Origin of the sequence: Christiangramia sp. 3-2217-3z, assembly GCF_051195275.1 — a bacterium.
Classification (GTDB): Bacteria; Bacteroidota; Bacteroidia; order Flavobacteriales; family Flavobacteriaceae; genus Christiangramia; species Christiangramia marina.
This window is the reverse complement of the sequence record NZ_JBNJLI010000003.1, coordinates 59,940-74,981: the sequence shown is the minus strand read 5'-3', so window position 1 is coordinate 74,981 and position 15,042 is coordinate 59,940. Positions and strand designations below refer to the sequence as shown.

14 protein-coding genes and 1 tRNA gene are annotated in these 15,042 nt (G+C 39.3%); 11 read left to right on the top strand and 4 right to left on the bottom strand.

Annotated elements, in window-relative coordinates; all coding sequences use genetic code 11:
* Nucleotides 1-242: 242 nt before the first annotated feature.
* Nucleotides 243-746 carry a hypothetical protein gene (locus ACSHZO_RS06240; RefSeq protein WP_298246699.1) on the bottom strand — a complete coding sequence of 168 codons (504 nt, stop codon included), beginning with the start codon at nt 744-746 and terminating at the stop codon, nt 243-245.
* 132 nt (nt 747-878) lie between these two features.
* On the opposite strand from ACSHZO_RS06240, the gene ACSHZO_RS06235 reads away from it, so the two are divergent.
* Nucleotides 879-1,343: an RNA methyltransferase gene (locus ACSHZO_RS06235; protein ID WP_298246698.1), complete on the top strand. Its 465-nt coding sequence runs from the start codon at nt 879-881 to the stop codon at nt 1,341-1,343.
* Here ACSHZO_RS06235 and ACSHZO_RS06230 read toward each other — a convergent pair.
* Nucleotides 1,340-2,785 (bottom strand): TonB-dependent receptor, encoded by a 1,446-nt coding sequence (locus ACSHZO_RS06230; RefSeq protein WP_298246697.1) that lies wholly within the window; start codon nt 2,783-2,785, stop codon nt 1,340-1,342. The two genes, ACSHZO_RS06235 and ACSHZO_RS06230, sit on opposite strands and share 4 nt — an antisense overlap.
* A 172-nt stretch (nt 2,786-2,957) precedes the next feature.
* Between ACSHZO_RS06230 and ACSHZO_RS06225 the strand changes: the two genes are divergently transcribed.
* A complete protein-coding gene (locus ACSHZO_RS06225; RefSeq protein ID WP_298246696.1) occupies nt 2,958-3,404 on the top strand; it encodes a VOC family protein in 447 nt (148 codons plus the stop codon).
* Here the strand turns inward: ACSHZO_RS06225 and ACSHZO_RS06220 are convergent.
* Entirely contained in the window at nt 3,401-4,939 is a 1,539-nt protein-coding gene (locus tag ACSHZO_RS06220) for a SulP family inorganic anion transporter (RefSeq protein ID WP_298246695.1), read from the bottom strand. The two genes, ACSHZO_RS06225 and ACSHZO_RS06220, sit on opposite strands and share 4 nt — an antisense overlap.
* 246 nt (nt 4,940-5,185) lie before the next feature.
* Here ACSHZO_RS06220 and era point away from each other — a divergent pair, with 246 nt between their 5' ends.
* From era to ACSHZO_RS06200, 4 genes are all read left to right on the top strand, one after another.
* Nucleotides 5,186-6,073: a GTPase Era gene (gene era, locus ACSHZO_RS06215; RefSeq protein WP_141876728.1), complete on the top strand. Its 888-nt coding sequence runs from the start codon at nt 5,186-5,188 to the stop codon at nt 6,071-6,073.
* Between the two features lie 79 nt (nt 6,074-6,152).
* On the top strand, nt 6,153-7,457 hold the full coding sequence (der, locus tag ACSHZO_RS06210; RefSeq protein ID WP_298246694.1) for a ribosome biogenesis GTPase Der: 1,305 nt from the start codon (nt 6,153-6,155) through the stop codon (nt 7,455-7,457).
* Nucleotides 7,458-7,566: 109 nt separating this feature from the next.
* Nucleotides 7,567-10,308, top strand: a complete 2,742-nt coding sequence (locus tag ACSHZO_RS06205; protein WP_298246693.1) for an outer membrane beta-barrel protein — start codon at nt 7,567-7,569, stop codon at nt 10,306-10,308.
* 157 nt (nt 10,309-10,465) lie between these two features.
* Nucleotides 10,466-10,615, top strand: a complete 150-nt coding sequence (locus tag ACSHZO_RS06200) for a hypothetical protein (RefSeq protein ID WP_298593598.1) — start codon at nt 10,466-10,468, stop codon at nt 10,613-10,615.
* Nucleotides 10,616-10,744: 129 nt separating this feature from the next.
* On the opposite strand, the gene ACSHZO_RS06195 is transcribed toward ACSHZO_RS06200, so the two are convergent.
* A tRNA-Phe gene (locus ACSHZO_RS06195) sits at nt 10,745-10,817 on the bottom strand.
* A gap of 104 nt (nt 10,818-10,921) precedes the next feature.
* Here ACSHZO_RS06195 and ACSHZO_RS06190 point away from each other — a divergent pair.
* From ACSHZO_RS06190 to ACSHZO_RS06170, 5 genes are read left to right on the top strand one after another with little or no spacing between them, the layout of a single operon-like run.
* Nucleotides 10,922-11,653, top strand: a complete 732-nt coding sequence (locus ACSHZO_RS06190) for a type III pantothenate kinase (protein WP_295181002.1) — start codon at nt 10,922-10,924, stop codon at nt 11,651-11,653.
* On the top strand, nt 11,650-12,894 hold the full coding sequence (locus tag ACSHZO_RS06185; RefSeq protein ID WP_298246692.1) for an OmpP1/FadL family transporter: 1,245 nt from the start codon (nt 11,650-11,652) through the stop codon (nt 12,892-12,894). Before ACSHZO_RS06190 ends, ACSHZO_RS06185 begins: the two co-directional genes overlap by 4 nt.
* Before the next feature lie 18 nt (nt 12,895-12,912).
* Nucleotides 12,913-14,280 (top strand): hypothetical protein, encoded by a 1,368-nt coding sequence (locus ACSHZO_RS06180; protein ID WP_298246691.1) that lies wholly within the window; start codon nt 12,913-12,915, stop codon nt 14,278-14,280.
* A 1-nt stretch (nt 14,281) separates the two neighbouring features.
* Complete coding sequence (gene lptC, locus ACSHZO_RS06175) at nt 14,282-14,854, top strand: LPS export ABC transporter periplasmic protein LptC (protein ID WP_295181006.1); 573 nt, start codon at nt 14,282-14,284, stop codon at nt 14,852-14,854.
* Nucleotides 14,847-15,038, top strand: coding sequence for a hypothetical protein (locus tag ACSHZO_RS06170; protein WP_298246690.1), 192 nt, complete (start codon nt 14,847-14,849; stop codon nt 15,036-15,038). Before lptC ends, ACSHZO_RS06170 begins: the two co-directional genes overlap by 8 nt.
* The last annotated feature ends 4 nt before the right edge of the window (nt 15,039-15,042 follow it).

Here is a 15,042-nt window from a genome sequence, read left to right as displayed (position 1 = left end):
TTCGGTTTTTGATCTTTAATTGAGGAGTTTATAGTGAAATCCTGTATTCGTTTATAATTTGCTGAAGATTAAGTTTTAAACGGTTGATTTATTGCAGATTCCCGAATAATATAGAGACATAAAATCAGGCATTCTGAAGGCTATCCAGTTTATTAGGCGCCACCGGAGCGTGTACGGCATTTTCAACTGGCTTAGTAGACTTTAAATAACGAAAAATAGATTCAAGGTCCTTATCGGTCAGCTCACTGTAATTCTGCCACGGCATAGGTGGTAAGATCATCCTGCCACCGGAATCTCCTTTGAGTTTCTCTAATAGCAATTTTAAACCTTTGCATGCTCCAGTTACCCAGTCCCGTGTCACTAGAAGTAAGATTTGAAGCATAACTAATTCCCCATGGACCTATGGCCACGGTAAGATCACCGCTCATTTGTAGCCATCCATTTTTGATCGCTTCTGAAGAAAACGAAGGAAGGCTATCTCCTGACTGGTAACCCGAAAGTGCCAGCTCTGGTATGATCTCTGGACCTCTTTCTGTCATTCGTTTTGGAGAATGACAACCATGACAACCTATGGTGTTTACGAGGTATTCACCATGCGAAATACTATCCTGAGGACTAAGTTCCTGAGCCGGAACTTTAGCGTAATCATTCTTATCCTGGCAGGAAATAAGTACGATAGTTAAAGCTAAGAAGCCTGTAATTATAAACTTGAATAAAGTAGATGGGCTTTTTTTAGGAATTTCCATAAGATTGTAATTAGTTGATTGTCAATACTTATCAATAATAAATATTTCATTATTAGTAGTTCTGCCATTCATAACACTACGGAAGTTTTACTTCTATTCTGAAATATGGAGTGCTAATAGTATCTTTGCAAAATGACAACAAACAACCTCGAACAGGGATTTTTTGCAATCGGAATCCAAAATGGTAAAACGCCTGAAAATCTTGGTGTTTTATGGCGTTCAGCTCAAAATATGGGAGCGAGTTTTATTTTCACCATTGGCAACAGGTACGCGAAACAGGCTTGTGATACCCATAAAGCTGTAGGTGCAATGCCTTATTTTCATTATGAAAGTTTCGAGGAATTCTATAAACACCTCCCAAAAGGTGCCATGCTGGTAGGTGTGGAGCTGGCCGAAAGTGCAGTTCCTCTGGAAACTTTCAAACATCCCAGGCGCTGTGTCTATTTGCTTGGGGCTGAAGACCATGGACTTTCCAATGAAGCCATCGAAAAATCACATCATCTGGTAAAGTTTAGTTCTACTTTAAGTTTGAATGTTTCTGTGGCCGGAAGTATCGTAATGTATGACCGCAGAATGAAATCTGAATTTTCTACTTAAGCTTCATTTTCAGATGCTCGTTCCTTGCTGAACAAATTTTTCTCCTTGATCATTTTAGCGGTAAGGCCTGGAACCATTTCTTCCCATTTCGGATTGCCCTCGCGTATCATTTCGTACACTTTTCTAGGATGAATTTCTAAAGAATCTCTATCGTACTCAGTAATATCGATCACCTTATTGTTATCTATGAAAAAATTATAAAGCTCTCGCATTCTTGGATGCACTTTTAAATTCGAGCTATCGATGATCTCCCCGGTTTTTTCATCAAGCATAGGGTAGAGATATACCTTTAAACTCTTAAAGAAAAGTTTGCCGAAGGCTTCCAGAATTCCCCCGCTTAGGTGTCTGTAATATTTCTCATTGAAAATGTCCACGAGATTATCTGCTCCCATGGCCAGACCTAGTTCTTTCTTGGTATGCTGCGCAAAATATTCAACGACCTTATAATATTCCTGAAAATTGGAGATCATTACTGTCTGTCCCGAAGCACAAAGAAGATCTGCACGATCCAGGAAATCTTTTTCATTTATTTCACCTTCAGCTTTAAGATTATTCAGGGTCATTTCAAAGATGGTAACCGTATTTTCAGGATCGACCTCTTCCTGTTCCAGAAACAGTTTCCGTGAGGTCATGTACATATTGAGATTCAGATTGGTTACTGGACGGAAACTACCTCTAAGTGTAAGGATGTTCTTTTTATAAAGTGCATTTGCCGGTAGAATATTGTTTCCATCTTTGGAGAACATCACCGCATCTGTTATACCATCCTTAACAAGCTCCAGGCTCATAAGTCGGTTATCGACATCTTTAAAAACCGGACCGCGAAAGTTGATAGAATCAATTTCGATCTTATCTGTGCTTAAGTGATCGTATAGTTTTTTGATGAGCACCTTAGGATCATTACTCTGGTAGAATGCAGCATAGATGAGGTTTACACCCATGATTCCCAGGCTAATTTGCTGTTGGGAAGCATTATTTTCATGAAACTGAACATGAAGTATGATCTCGCTATATTCCTGCTTTGGTTCTCGCTGAAATTTTATTCCAAGCCACCCGTGGCCTTTGTATTTCTTCGCCCAGTCTATAGTCGCTACCGTATTAGCATAACTAAAGAATAATTTATCTGGGTATTTTTTTCTTGAAAGTCTTTTTTCGATCAATTCTGCTTCGTAATCGATCATTCTTTTTAAACGAGCTTCGGTTACATAACGGTTCTGAGGGTCGAGTCCATAGATCGCATCACTAAAATCCTTGTCGTAGGCGCTAAGCGTTTTCGCAATCGTCCCTTTTGGATTTCGTGCTCTAAAGAAATGGCGAACAGTTTCCTGTCCCGCTCCAATTTCAGCGAAAGTTCCATAGATGTTTTCGTTGAGGTTCAAGCGTGTGCACTTATTCTCTACGGAAAGTATGTTTTGGAATTCATCCTCGCTTAATTCGGCCATTTGCAGATTGTTTTGGTTGGTAGCTGAAAGTTAGGAATATTAAAACAACCCTATGCTCGTTTTAAGTAATGTTTAAAAGAATTTAACTCGTTAAAGCTTCAATAGAGCGCTTAATTTTTGGAAGTAATTTTACTTTGAAAATTAAGTATCTTGAACTTTAAATAAAATTTTTATGAAGAAGATACTTATCATTCTAATTGCATTTCTGGGTTACAACAGCAGTGCTCAGACTAACACCTTCAGTTTTAATAAGGATCATGACGCTTTACTCGTAGAAGATCTCTCCCGCTCAGCAAAATTCTATTCCGAAGTATTAGGACTGGAAGAAATAGATAACGGAGGATTGCCTGCCAGTATAAGGTGGTTTCAGCTAAAAGATTCCGTACAGATCCATTTGATCGAGAGCGAGGAAGTTCCTGCTACCCACAAAGGTGTGCATATGAGTTTAAATACTTCGGAATTGGATAAATTCATGAAGTTTCTGCAGGAACATAATATTGCTTTTGAAAACTGGCCGGGCAAAAGTAAGACAACAAACACCCGCCCTGATGGGATTAAGCAGATCTACCTGCAGGATCCAGACGGTTACTGGATCGAGATCAATGACAACATGCTTTAAGATTCATCTGCCGCCACTTTGTAGTCTGGATCTTCCAGAATATTAACTTCTATGATAGCATCTGCATTTTTCAGTAGCCTAATGCAGTCATCGCTTAAATGTCTAAGATGAACTTTTTTGCCCACCTTGCTATATTTCTGAGTCACGGCATTCAAGGCTTCGATAGCAGACATATCTGAAACGCGACTGTCTTTAAAGTCAATAATGATCTCTTCTGGATCGTTCAATGCGTCAAATTTTTCAGCAAAATTAGTGGTGGAAGCAAAGAATAAAGGTCCGTAGATCTCGTAATGCTTTACCCCGTTCTCATCGATAAATTTTCTGGCTCTAATTCTTTTCGCGCTTTCCCAGGCAAAGAACAGTGCAGAAAGGATCACACCAACCAGAACTGCTAAGGCAAGGTTGTGCAGAAATACGGTAATTAACGCCACGATAACTACCAGGAAAATATCCTTTTTAGGTACTTTATTAAAGATCTTCAAACTAACCCATTCAAAAGTTCCAATTGCCACCATGATCATTACACCAACCAGTGCTGCCATTGGGAGTTTTTCAATAATAGGAGCGCCAAATAGAATGATCGCAAGAATTGTAAATGCTGCAATGATTCCAGATAACCGGGCTCTTGATCCAGCAGAAAGGTTTACAAGAGTTTGAGCGATCATCGGGCAGCCACCCATTCCGAAGAAGAATCCGTTTAGAATATTAGAACCACCCTGCGCGATACATTCTCTGTTACCGTTTCCTTTAGTTTCAGTGATCTCATCCACCAGGTTCAGGGTTAATAAACCTTCAGTAAGACCAACTGCTGCCATGATCATGGAATAAGGAGCGATCAATTCTATGGTTTCCCAGGTTAGTGGAATTTGAGGAATATGGAATGGAGGAAAACCACCACTAACAGAGGCAATATCTTTTACTGTTTTGGTGTCTATTCCGAAGAAATATACCAGTAGAAACACGATAATGATGGCAACTAAAGAAGAAGGAACAGCTTTAGTGACCTTAGGTAAAAGCACCACGATGGCAATCGTTAAAGCGACCAGGCCACCCATAATGTACAGTGCAGTTCCAGACAACCATTCTATATCACCGTTCACAACGGTTTTAAACTGATCCAGCTGAGACATGAAGATCACGATAGCCAGACCATTCACAAACCCGAACATTACGGGATGAGGCACCAGTCTTATAAATTTACCAAGCTTGAAGACACCAATGATGATCTGGAAAACTCCTGCTAATGCAACTGCGGCAAGAACGTATTCGAGTCCGTCTGACTTCATTAACGCGATCAAAACAATTACAGTGGCGCCGGCACCTCCAGAGATCATTCCCGGTCTACCACCAAATATTGCGGTTACCAAACCAGCAATGAAAGAAGCGTAAAGACCCATTAGCGGAGGAAAACCAGCCAGAATAGCGAAAGAAAGTGATTCGGGAATCATGGTCATAGCAACCGTTAATCCAGCAAGTACTTCAGTTTTATAGTTAACCTGTTGTTTGAAGTCGAATAAGTTCAGCACTTTTTTCATAATGAGGCTTTTTCAGCTTAATTTTAAGAAGCGGCAAAAATAGTCATTAAAAACAGAAGGACAACCCGATCGTATTATTGATTGAAATTTTTACTAAATTTTGATTATCAAATGATTATATTCATAATATCATACTAGAAAGGTACGCTAAATAGCAAATTCCAGCGGGCTGAACGCCGAATGTTAGAAATTGAACAAACATTAGGTAACAGTTCACAAATGAAATACCTTTGCAAAAATTTCATTATGGCACATAAGGCCGGTTTCGTAAATATCATAGGTAACCCAAATGTTGGGAAATCCACTTTAATGAACGCTTTCGTAGGTGAAAGACTTTCAATAATCACTTCAAAAGCACAAACAACCCGTCATAGAATTCTGGGTATTGTGAATGGAGAAGATTTCCAAATGATCTTGAGTGATACACCCGGGATCATTAAACCAGCTTACGAGCTACAGGCTTCCATGATGGATTTTGTGAAATCTGCTTTTGAAGATGCAGATGTTCTGATCTATATTGTTGAAATTGGAGAAGAAGGATTAAAGGATGAAGCATTCTTTAAAAAGATCGAAAACTCTGAAGTGCCGGTTTTATTATTACTGAATAAGATCGATAAATCAAACCAGGATCAACTTGAAGAACAGGTAAAGTACTGGAGTGAAAAAGTGCCAACGGCCGAAATTCACCCAATTTCAGCATTGGAAGGTTTTAATGTGGCAGAGGTATTTAACAGGATCATCGAATTATTGCCAGAATCTCCGGCTTTCTACCCTAAAGATACGCTTACCGATAAGCCTGAACGATTTTTCGTGAACGAGATCATTCGTGAGAAGATCCTTATGCATTACAAAAAGGAAATTCCTTATAGTGTAGAGATCGAAACCGGTGAATTCTTTGAAGAGGAAAAGATCATCAGGATGCGCAGTGTAATCATGGTAGAGCGAGATACCCAGAAGGGGATCATCATTGGTCATAAAGGTGCCGCATTAAAAAGAGTAGGAGTAGAGGCTAGAAAGGACCTGGAGAAATTCTTCGGAAAACAGGTTCATTTAGAACTTTATGTAAAAGTGAATAAGAACTGGAGAAGTGATGCCAGGCAGCTGAAGAGATTTGGCTATACAGATAAGAAGTAACTACATTTTCAAGAATACGGGAAGTTGAGCTAATTAGCTTAAAATCATTAATTTTGCTTCCTGAAATCAATATCATATTATGGGCAATATTGTCGCCATTGTAGGGAGACCAAACGTTGGTAAATCTACTTTTTTTAACAGGCTTATACAGCGTAGAGAGGCCATTATCGATTCTGTTAGTGGTGTAACCAGGGACAGACATTATGGGAAATCTGACTGGAATGGTCATAAATTCTCCCTTATCGATACCGGTGGGTATGTGAAAGGTAGCGATGATGTTTTTGAAGCTGAAATCGATAAGCAGGTAGAGCTTGCGATCGAAGAAGCAGATGCGATCATTTTTATCGTAGATGTGGAAACAGGAGTGACGTCTATGGATGAAGAAGTAGCCAACCTACTTCGTAGAGTGGACAAGCCTGTTTTACTTGCAGTGAATAAAGTAGATAATAACAAACGTCTTGCTAACGCGGTAGAATTTTACTCGCTTGGTCTGGGTGATTATTTTCCAATTGCCAGTACAAACGGTAGTGGAACCGGTGATCTTCTGGATGCACTTGTAGAAGCTTTACCAGTAATTGAAGAAGAGGAAGATACAGAATTACCAAGATTTGCGGTCGTGGGCCGTCCAAATGCAGGAAAATCATCGTTTATTAATTCCCTTATTGGGGAAGATCGTTATATCGTAACCGATATTGCCGGGACTACCCGTGACTCTATCGATACCAGGTACAACAGGTTTGGTTTCGAATTTAACCTTGTAGATACTGCAGGAATTCGTAAAAAATCTAAGGTTAAGGAAAATCTGGAATTTTACTCGGTGATGCGTTCTGTGCGTGCAATTGAGAACTGTGATGTTTGTTTATTGGTGCTGGATGCAACCCGTGGGTTTGATGGTCAGGTTCAGAATATCTTCTGGCTCGCTCAGAGAAACTCCAAGGGAATCGTGATCCTGGTGAATAAGTGGGATCTTCTGGATAAGGAGACCAATACGCTTAAGGATTACGAAACCATGATTCGTCGTGAGATCGAGCCGTTTACAGATGTGCCGATCGTATTTATTTCTGTTCTAACTAAACAGCGGGTTTTTAAAGCAATTGAAACTGCTGTAAAAGTTTTTGAAAACAGAAGCAAGAAGATCAAGACCCGTTTGCTTAATGATATTATGCTGGCGATCATTGAGAAGAATCCGCCACCGGCATATAAAGGGAAATACGTAAAGATCAAGTTTTGTACACAATTACCAACACCACATCCACAGTTTGCATTTTTCTGTAACCTGCCACAGTATGTTCGTGACCCATATAAACGTTTCTTAGAGAATAAGTTACGTCAGGAATTCGATTTTCAAGGGGTGCCTATCAGTATCTTTTTTAGAAAAAAGTAAACGAAACCTTAAACTTTTAACGTTGTAGGTAGTCTAAATCTCAAACAAATGTTCAGTAGTGAGCATTGGTTCAATTTTTTACACTATCTATATGCGAAATTATTTCAGCTTGCTGCTACTTTTAGTGAGTGCACTAAGCTTTGCCCAGGAATTCGAAGTATCAGGAAAGATCGTTGATACTGAATCCAATCCTCTTGAATCTGCCACGGTTTATGTCGAAAAGATTGCTGATAGCAGTCTGGTCACTTACACTATTTCTGAAAAGGACGGGAGTTTTCTGCTTAAGGGAAATACCGAAAATAAAGCTGTAAATCTTTACGTAAGCTACGCTGGTTTTAAACCTTACCGTAAGCAAATAGAAATTACCAAAAAGCAGGATCTAGGTGCTATTTCTTTGGAAATCCTGGATAACGCGCTGGATGAGGTTACTTTAACCGCTACAAGAGCACCTATTTCTGTAAAGCAGGATACGCTGGAATTCAATGCCAATTCTTTCAATACCAGGCAGGATGCCAACCTGGAAGAACTCATGAAAAAGCTGCCGGGAGTAGAAGTGGATAGCGATGGTAATATCACCGTGAACGGGAAGCCTGTTTCGAGAATCCTGGTAAACGGTAAGGAATTCTTCGGAAATGATCCCAAGATCGCTACGAAAAACCTTCCGAAGGAAATCATAGATAAGATACAGGTAGTGGATACCAAAACAAGAAGTGAAGAATTTACCGGAAAGGCGGGAGATTCAGAAAATAAGACCATCAATATTGAACTGAAGGAAGACAAGAACAAAGGCTGGTTTTCACGGGCAACTGCCGGTGGTGGTACAGATGACCGATATGAACTTAGTGGTATCGCCAATTATTTTAAAGATGACCTCAGGGTAAGTGTACTTGCTAGTTCCAATAATATCAATAGTTCCGGATTTAGTTTTGATGAGGTGTTCGACATGATGGGTGGACATGCCCGTAGTGTAAGGTTCAATGGGAATGGAAGTTTCAGTATCAATGGAACCGGTTTTGGATCTAATAATGGGATTACGAAATCTGAAACCGGCGGATTCAACTTTGTAAATGAATGGGACAATGGTATGGAACTTACTGCCGATTACTTCTATGGAGGGTCAGATACAGAAACCAGAACCAGGATCGAACGGGAGAATATTCTTCCAGATTCCAGGTACTTCACTAATTCCACCAGCTCCAGTAATTTACTGAATGATAGTCACAGAGCGACACTTCGATACGAAGTAGAATTTGATACTCTTACGAGGCTTTCTATCGCTCCACGATTCAATGCTAACATTGGAACGTCCTATCGAGATAGATTTGAAGAAAATCTTGATGAGGACATGCAGCTTCAGAATACCACACTTATAGATGAAACTGAAGATCTTACAAGTCTGGATTTTAGTAATGATATCAACTTTATAAAACGTTTTGGAAGCAGGGGTTCTTATCTTCAGTTGGATCTGGACCATGCCCACAGCAAACAGGAGAATGAGAATATTTACTTTTCTGAAAGCACATTCGTAAATAACCCTGAAAATAATATCGTTCAGGATCAATTTATAGATCAGGATGAAAATTCCAATTCTTTTAGTGTTGGAGCTTCAAAAAGAAGTGTATTGGCAGATAAATTCTTTCTGGACATCAATTATGAGTTTGATACACAAAAGAGCAGCAATACCAGAAGTGTTTTTGATGCTGTTGATGGTGAGTATACTAATTTAAATGAGCTATTGAGTAATGATTTTGAATTCCGTAGTTTCAAACATACTCCAAACGCCGGACTTAATTATGAAGGTGAGAAATGGCGTGTTAGTTCTGAGGTTGGGTTGCTTAGCACAACTTTAAAGACCGAGAACTTTATGGAAGATATACGCTTCGACAATACTTTTAATAATGTGTATGTGGATGCCGATCTCCGCTATTCTCCGGAAAGATCCAAAAGTATAAGTATTGGTTACAGTACAAATGCCGATGTTCCATCAGTGAGGCAACTGCAGCCAGTGGTGGATAGAACAAACCCTACAAATATCATCATTGGTAACCCTGAGCTTGAACCAACCTTTAATCAGCGAGTGAACTTAAATTATAGAAATTTCGATTTTGCTTCCCGAAGTGGAATCTTTGCTTATGCCTATTTCAATTTCACAGATAATCAGGTGGCAGCAACCAGCAGCGTGGATAATTTTGTTAGAACTACAACCTATACCAATGTAGATGGAGTTATTAACGGAAATCTGGGAGCTTCTTACAGTAAAAGCTACAAGAAGGACGCTACAGAGTTTAGATATAGGATTGGAGCAAATGGAGGCTATAACAGGAATGTAGGCTTTATTAACGCTGTACAGTATGAATCTGATCAATTTACGGTAACTCCTACTTTGAGGCTTACTTACGCGATCGATGAAGTCTTTGAGATTGAACCAGGTTACTCGGCGACCTTCAATGATATTCAGTACGATATCAATAGTGGAAGAGATCAAAATTATGTAAACCATAGTCTGTCTCTTGAAACTACAACCTACTGGCCAAAGAACGTGGTTTTTGGAAATGATATCTCCTATAACAAATTTGGAAATGTTACTCCGGGATTCGACAGTACGAGTCTATTGTGGAATATGAGTCTTGGATACCAGTTCCTGAAAGACAATGCTACTGTAAAAGTGAAAGTATATGATTTACTGGATCAAAATGTGGATACTAGAAGACTTGTAGGAGACGATTATATTCAGGATGTGAATAACCTCGTTCTGCAACGATATGCAATGCTGAGTTTTACTTACAAGCTAAGTAGTTTTGGAGGTGGAAAGGCGCCATCCAGAAGAGGAGGTAGAGTAATACGTATGTAATAGAAAAATAAAGTAGATTTTTGGTACAGATATACGGGAATTTAACCCAATTAGTGCGTTTAACGATTTTCCAATGACCTGACCGAAAAAATTATGATTTAACTACTTAAGTGATTATATTATAGTGAGTTAAGTATAAATCAAAAATAACAGGCGTATGGAAATCTTTACTGAATTTGTGGACAACTACAAGATGAGTATTCATGGCCTGAACATTATCGGAAAGATACTGGTCATGCTAACCCTGCTGTTTATTTTCGCCGCCATTGTAGGTGCGGTAGTAAACCTTGTAATTCACACTGTTTGATAACACTGCATTCTGAGGAATCAGGTTATTGTGCGAAAAGCCGGAATGCTAATTCCGGCTTTTTGTATTTTACATAGTTCAATTATATGCATAAAAAAACCCGATTCAGATGAATCGGGTTTTTAAAGGTGGTGCCTCCAGGAATCGAACCAGGGACACAAGGATTTTCAGTCCTTTGCTCTACCAACTGAGCTAAGGCACCAGTTGCTTTGTTAAGCGGTGGCAAATATAATTTCATTTTTAGGAACTGGCAAAGGAAATTTTAAAAAATTGCTTTTGTATTTTTGAAGTTGAACAAAATCAAGCATGAACTTAGTACTCGATGCCGGGAATACTTCAGTAAAAGCTGCTGTTTATCAAAACGATACACTTCAGAAGAAACTCATATTTCCAAAAGAAATCTTTTTGCAGGAATTAGAAAAAATTTTCAAAGACTATCCGCAAATCACTCATTCGATACTTTCTGAAGTAACAAAAATTGACGAACAGGTCATATTCGAGCTTGAAAAAGCTACAGACTTTCTTCGTTTAAGACAGGATACACACGTACCTTTTCAGAATGAGTATCATACTCCGCATACACTGGGGCTGGATAGAATTGTTTTGGTCGCCGCGGCCGTAGATCAATTTCCGAAGAAGAATGTGTTAATCATCGATGCCGGAACCTGTATCACATTTGACCTGAAAACGGCTAAGGAAAAGTACCTTGGAGGAGCAATTTCTCCGGGATTGCAGATGAGATTTAAAAGTATGCACAAGTTTACAGCAAATTTACCGTTAGTATCTGCGAAGCCGGATGTTGATCTTATTGGCAAAACGACCGAGAGCAGCATACAATCCGGAATTATTAACGGACTCAAAATGGAATTAAAAGGGGTTGTAGAAACCTATGCTTCTGAATTTGAAGATTTAACAGTAATATTTACAGGAGGGGACAGTCAACTTTTGTCTATACCAACTAAAAATAGCATATTTGCCAACTCAAATTTTTTGTTAGAAGGACTTAATTTCATTCTAGAATTTAACAAGACTCAATGATTAAACGATTTATAGTAATCGTAGCTTTATTTACAGGATTTATCGCTGAAGCTCAGGAAAATGTTTCTTCGCCTTATTCATATTACGGTATTGGTTTAACCAATTTTCAGGGAACTGTGGAAAACAGGTCTATGGGGGGTTTAAGTGTATTTATGGATAGTATCCACGTGAATTTGCAGAACCCTGCAAGTTATGGTAGACTAAAGCTTACAGATTTCACTATTGGTGCAAGTCACGATAGAGTAAAACTCGAAACTGATGAAGCATCAGATAATTCAAAGATCTCATCTCTGGATTATTTAGCACTGGCATTTCCAATTAGCGACAAGATCGGGATTGGTCTTGGAGTGATGCCGTATACCTCTGTGGGATACAGGATTTTGGATGTAGAAGATGATGCTTCCAGCTTGCTTACAGGTAGAGGTGGTATGAACAGAGTTTTCCTTTCTGCCGGATATGCCGTGAATGAGCACTTAAGTCTGGGTGTTGATGCTGACTATAACTTCGGAAATTTCCAGAATACGCAGAGTATCAATACTGAAGGTTTGCAATATGGAACCAGCGATGTGAACAGATCAGACATCAAAGGTTTCACTTTCAACTTTGGAGCCAATTACCAGCGCCCAATTTCAGAAAAGTTGAATCTTCATGTCTCCACTACCTACGCGCCAGAAATGGATCTTGATTCTGAAAATTTCAGAACAATTTCCACTATAGATTTTGCGAGTGGTACGGGTAGAACGATAGATCAGCGAGAATTGGACCTTAGTGAAACCCAATTTACATTTCCTTCTAAATACAGTCTAGGAGCTGGAATTGGTCAAACGAACAAATGGTTTGTTGGAGCTGAGTATTCTAATGTAGGATCAAGCTCTTACCAGGATAGCTTTAGCTTCAGAAATGATGGAGGAGAGTATGAGGATGCGTCCCAATTTAGTCTGGGAGGTTTTTATGTGCCAGATTATAATTCATTCACAAGTTACCTGGAGAGAGTGGTTTATCGTGCTGGATTCAGGTATGATGAGACCGGTCTTATAGTCAACGGTGAATCTATTAATGAGTTTGGCATGTCTTTTGGATTAGGATTACCGATTGGACAATTGTTCTCCAATGCAAACTTCGGAATCGAGCTTGGACAGAGAGGTACAAGAGATGCCGGACTAGTTCAGGAGAAGTTTTTAAGACTGTCTGTAGGACTTTCTTTAAACGACAAATGGTTCACGAAAAGAAAATTTGATTAACCACAATAAACTACAACGATGAAAAAGAATTTCTTAGCACTATTGACGGTTGCCATGGTAGGAACTGGAGCTGTTAGTGCACAGGATTGTACAACTACCGCAGCTTTAGCTTATGATGCTGCTAAAGCAAAAAATTACGAAGCAGCTTATCCTAAACTTATGGAAGTGATGGAAGACTGTCCAAAATATAGTCTTGCAACTTACCAGTACCTGGAAAGAGCTATCGAATCTAAAATCGATAAAGCTGAAGAAGGAGATAAAGGTGAATTAGTTAAGGAATTAATTAAAGTATGGGAAACCAGACTTGAATTATATCCTGAAAAAACGAAAGCTGGTAAAGTATATTCAGATATCGCTCAGTTAAAGTATGACAACAAACTGGGAGATAAAGAAGAACTTTACATGGCTTATGATAAAGCATGGGAAGAAGATGTAGAGAACTTCACCAGTCCTAAAGCATTATATGCATATTTTGATCTTGTAGTGGATATGCAGGATGCAGGAGATAAAAATCTTCAGGATGTATTCGATCAATACGACCGAGTTTACGCTAAGATCGAGAAAGAAGAAAACGATGCTGCAGAGGCATTAGCTCCACTTCTTAAAAAACAGGAAGATGGTGAAGAGCTTACTTCTAAGGAAGAAAAGAAGATCAAGAATGCAGAGATCAACCTGAAGAACTACAGTATGGTTAGAAATGCATTGAATGGAAAGTTAGGTGCAAGAGCAGATTGTAGTAACCTTATTCCATTGTACAAGAAAGATTTCGAAGAAAAGCAGGGAGATGTGAAGTGGTTGCAGAATGCGAATGCTAGACTTTCTGCTAAAGATTGTACTGAAGATCCATTGTTCATCCAGGTTTCTGAAGCATTACACAAGTTAGAGCCTTCTGCTAAGTCTGCTTACTCTTTAGGTCAGTTAGCTGAATCTGAAGGTAACGCTTCTAAAGCTTTACAATATTACAACCAGGCGGCAGAGCTTGAAACTAACAAGTCTGATCAAGCGAAGATCTACTACAGAATTGCTGGTAACTACAAGGATAAAGGTCAGTATGGGCAGGCTAGAAACTTCTACAACAAAGCGGTAGCTGCAAAACCATCTTTAGGTAGTGCTTACTTACAGATCGCAAACATGTATGCGAAAAGTGCAAACAGTTGTGGTACAGATACGTTCACTAAAAGAGCAGTATACTGGTTAGCAGCAGACTATGCTTCGAGAGCAGCGAGGGTTGATCCATCGATAGCATCTAACGCAAATCAGGCAGCAGCTTCTTATAAAGGTCTTGCTCCACAGAAGTCTGATATCTTCCAGTCTAAATACAAGCCTGGACAATCAATCACTTTTGGATGTTGGATTGGTGCATCGGTAAAAGTGCCGAATCTATAAGATGAAGCTAACATATAGCAATATAATTTCAGGCATTGTCACGCTCTTAGGCGTGACAATGCTTTTTTCATGTGAAGGTAATCTTCGCGAGGTACGTGCATTTAGCATGGAAGAAGATGCGCCGCAGGCTACAGCCGAGGGTATCAACTTAAAGTTCACAGATTCCGGTAGACTGGTTGCGACTTTAAAAAGTCCGCGTATGCTGGATTTCACGAACAAAAGCTTTCCTTACCGTGAATTTCCTGATGGGGTGGAAGTAGAGTTCTTTGATGAGAAGGACGAAAAAAATACGGTGGTGGCAGATTACGGGATCGTTTATGAGGATACCAAACTTATCGATCTTCAGGGAAATGTGGTCATAATCACTGCCGATAGTACCAAGCTGGAAGCAAGTCAGCTATTCTGGGATCAGGACAGGAGCTGGGTATTTACAGACAAACCAAATAAGATAAGATTCCCTGATGGATCCTATACTGAAGATCTCGGTTTTGATTCTAATCAGGATTTCAGTAATTTTCGTTCTAGAACCAATACGGGAATTCAAATCGTAGAAGAAGAAAAAGAAGATGAGTAAGTTTTTCAAATATTTTGAATATGCATATTTGCTGTTCGCAGCATTCTTTCTTTTTGAAGCAGTGCGCATCTGGAATGATCAGCGTCAAAGGGCATATGTTTTCCTGTTCTTTGTGGCAATTGCAATATTCATGTTCTTCTTCAAACGGCGATTTAGGCGTCGCTACGAAGAGCGTAATAAATAGCCTG

What these genes read in the sequence shown, in the direction of transcription:
- ACSHZO_RS06240 (WP_298246699.1), bottom strand. Translation starts at nt 746, where the DNA reads ATGGAAATTCCTAAAAAAAGCCCATCTACTTTATTCAAGTTTATAATT.
- ACSHZO_RS06235 (WP_298246698.1), top strand. Translation starts at nt 879, where the DNA reads ATGACAACAAACAACCTCGAACAGGGATTTTTTGCAATCGGAATCCAA.
- ACSHZO_RS06230 (WP_298246697.1), bottom strand. Translation starts at nt 2,785, where the DNA reads ATGGCCGAATTAAGCGAGGATGAATTCCAAAACATACTTTCCGTAGAG.
- ACSHZO_RS06225 (WP_298246696.1), top strand. Translation starts at nt 2,958, where the DNA reads ATGAAGAAGATACTTATCATTCTAATTGCATTTCTGGGTTACAACAGC.
- ACSHZO_RS06220 (WP_298246695.1), bottom strand. Translation starts at nt 4,939, where the DNA reads ATGAAAAAAGTGCTGAACTTATTCGACTTCAAACAACAGGTTAACTAT.
- era (WP_141876728.1), top strand. Translation starts at nt 5,186, where the DNA reads ATGGCACATAAGGCCGGTTTCGTAAATATCATAGGTAACCCAAATGTT.
- der (WP_298246694.1), top strand. Translation starts at nt 6,153, where the DNA reads ATGGGCAATATTGTCGCCATTGTAGGGAGACCAAACGTTGGTAAATCT.
- ACSHZO_RS06200 (WP_298593598.1), top strand. Translation starts at nt 10,466, where the DNA reads ATGGAAATCTTTACTGAATTTGTGGACAACTACAAGATGAGTATTCAT.
- ACSHZO_RS06190 (WP_295181002.1), top strand. Translation starts at nt 10,922, where the DNA reads ATGAACTTAGTACTCGATGCCGGGAATACTTCAGTAAAAGCTGCTGTT.
- ACSHZO_RS06185 (WP_298246692.1), top strand. Translation starts at nt 11,650, where the DNA reads ATGATTAAACGATTTATAGTAATCGTAGCTTTATTTACAGGATTTATC.
- ACSHZO_RS06180 (WP_298246691.1), top strand. Translation starts at nt 12,913, where the DNA reads ATGAAAAAGAATTTCTTAGCACTATTGACGGTTGCCATGGTAGGAACT.
- lptC (WP_295181006.1), top strand. Translation starts at nt 14,282, where the DNA reads ATGAAGCTAACATATAGCAATATAATTTCAGGCATTGTCACGCTCTTA.
- ACSHZO_RS06170 (WP_298246690.1), top strand. Translation starts at nt 14,847, where the DNA reads ATGAGTAAGTTTTTCAAATATTTTGAATATGCATATTTGCTGTTCGCA.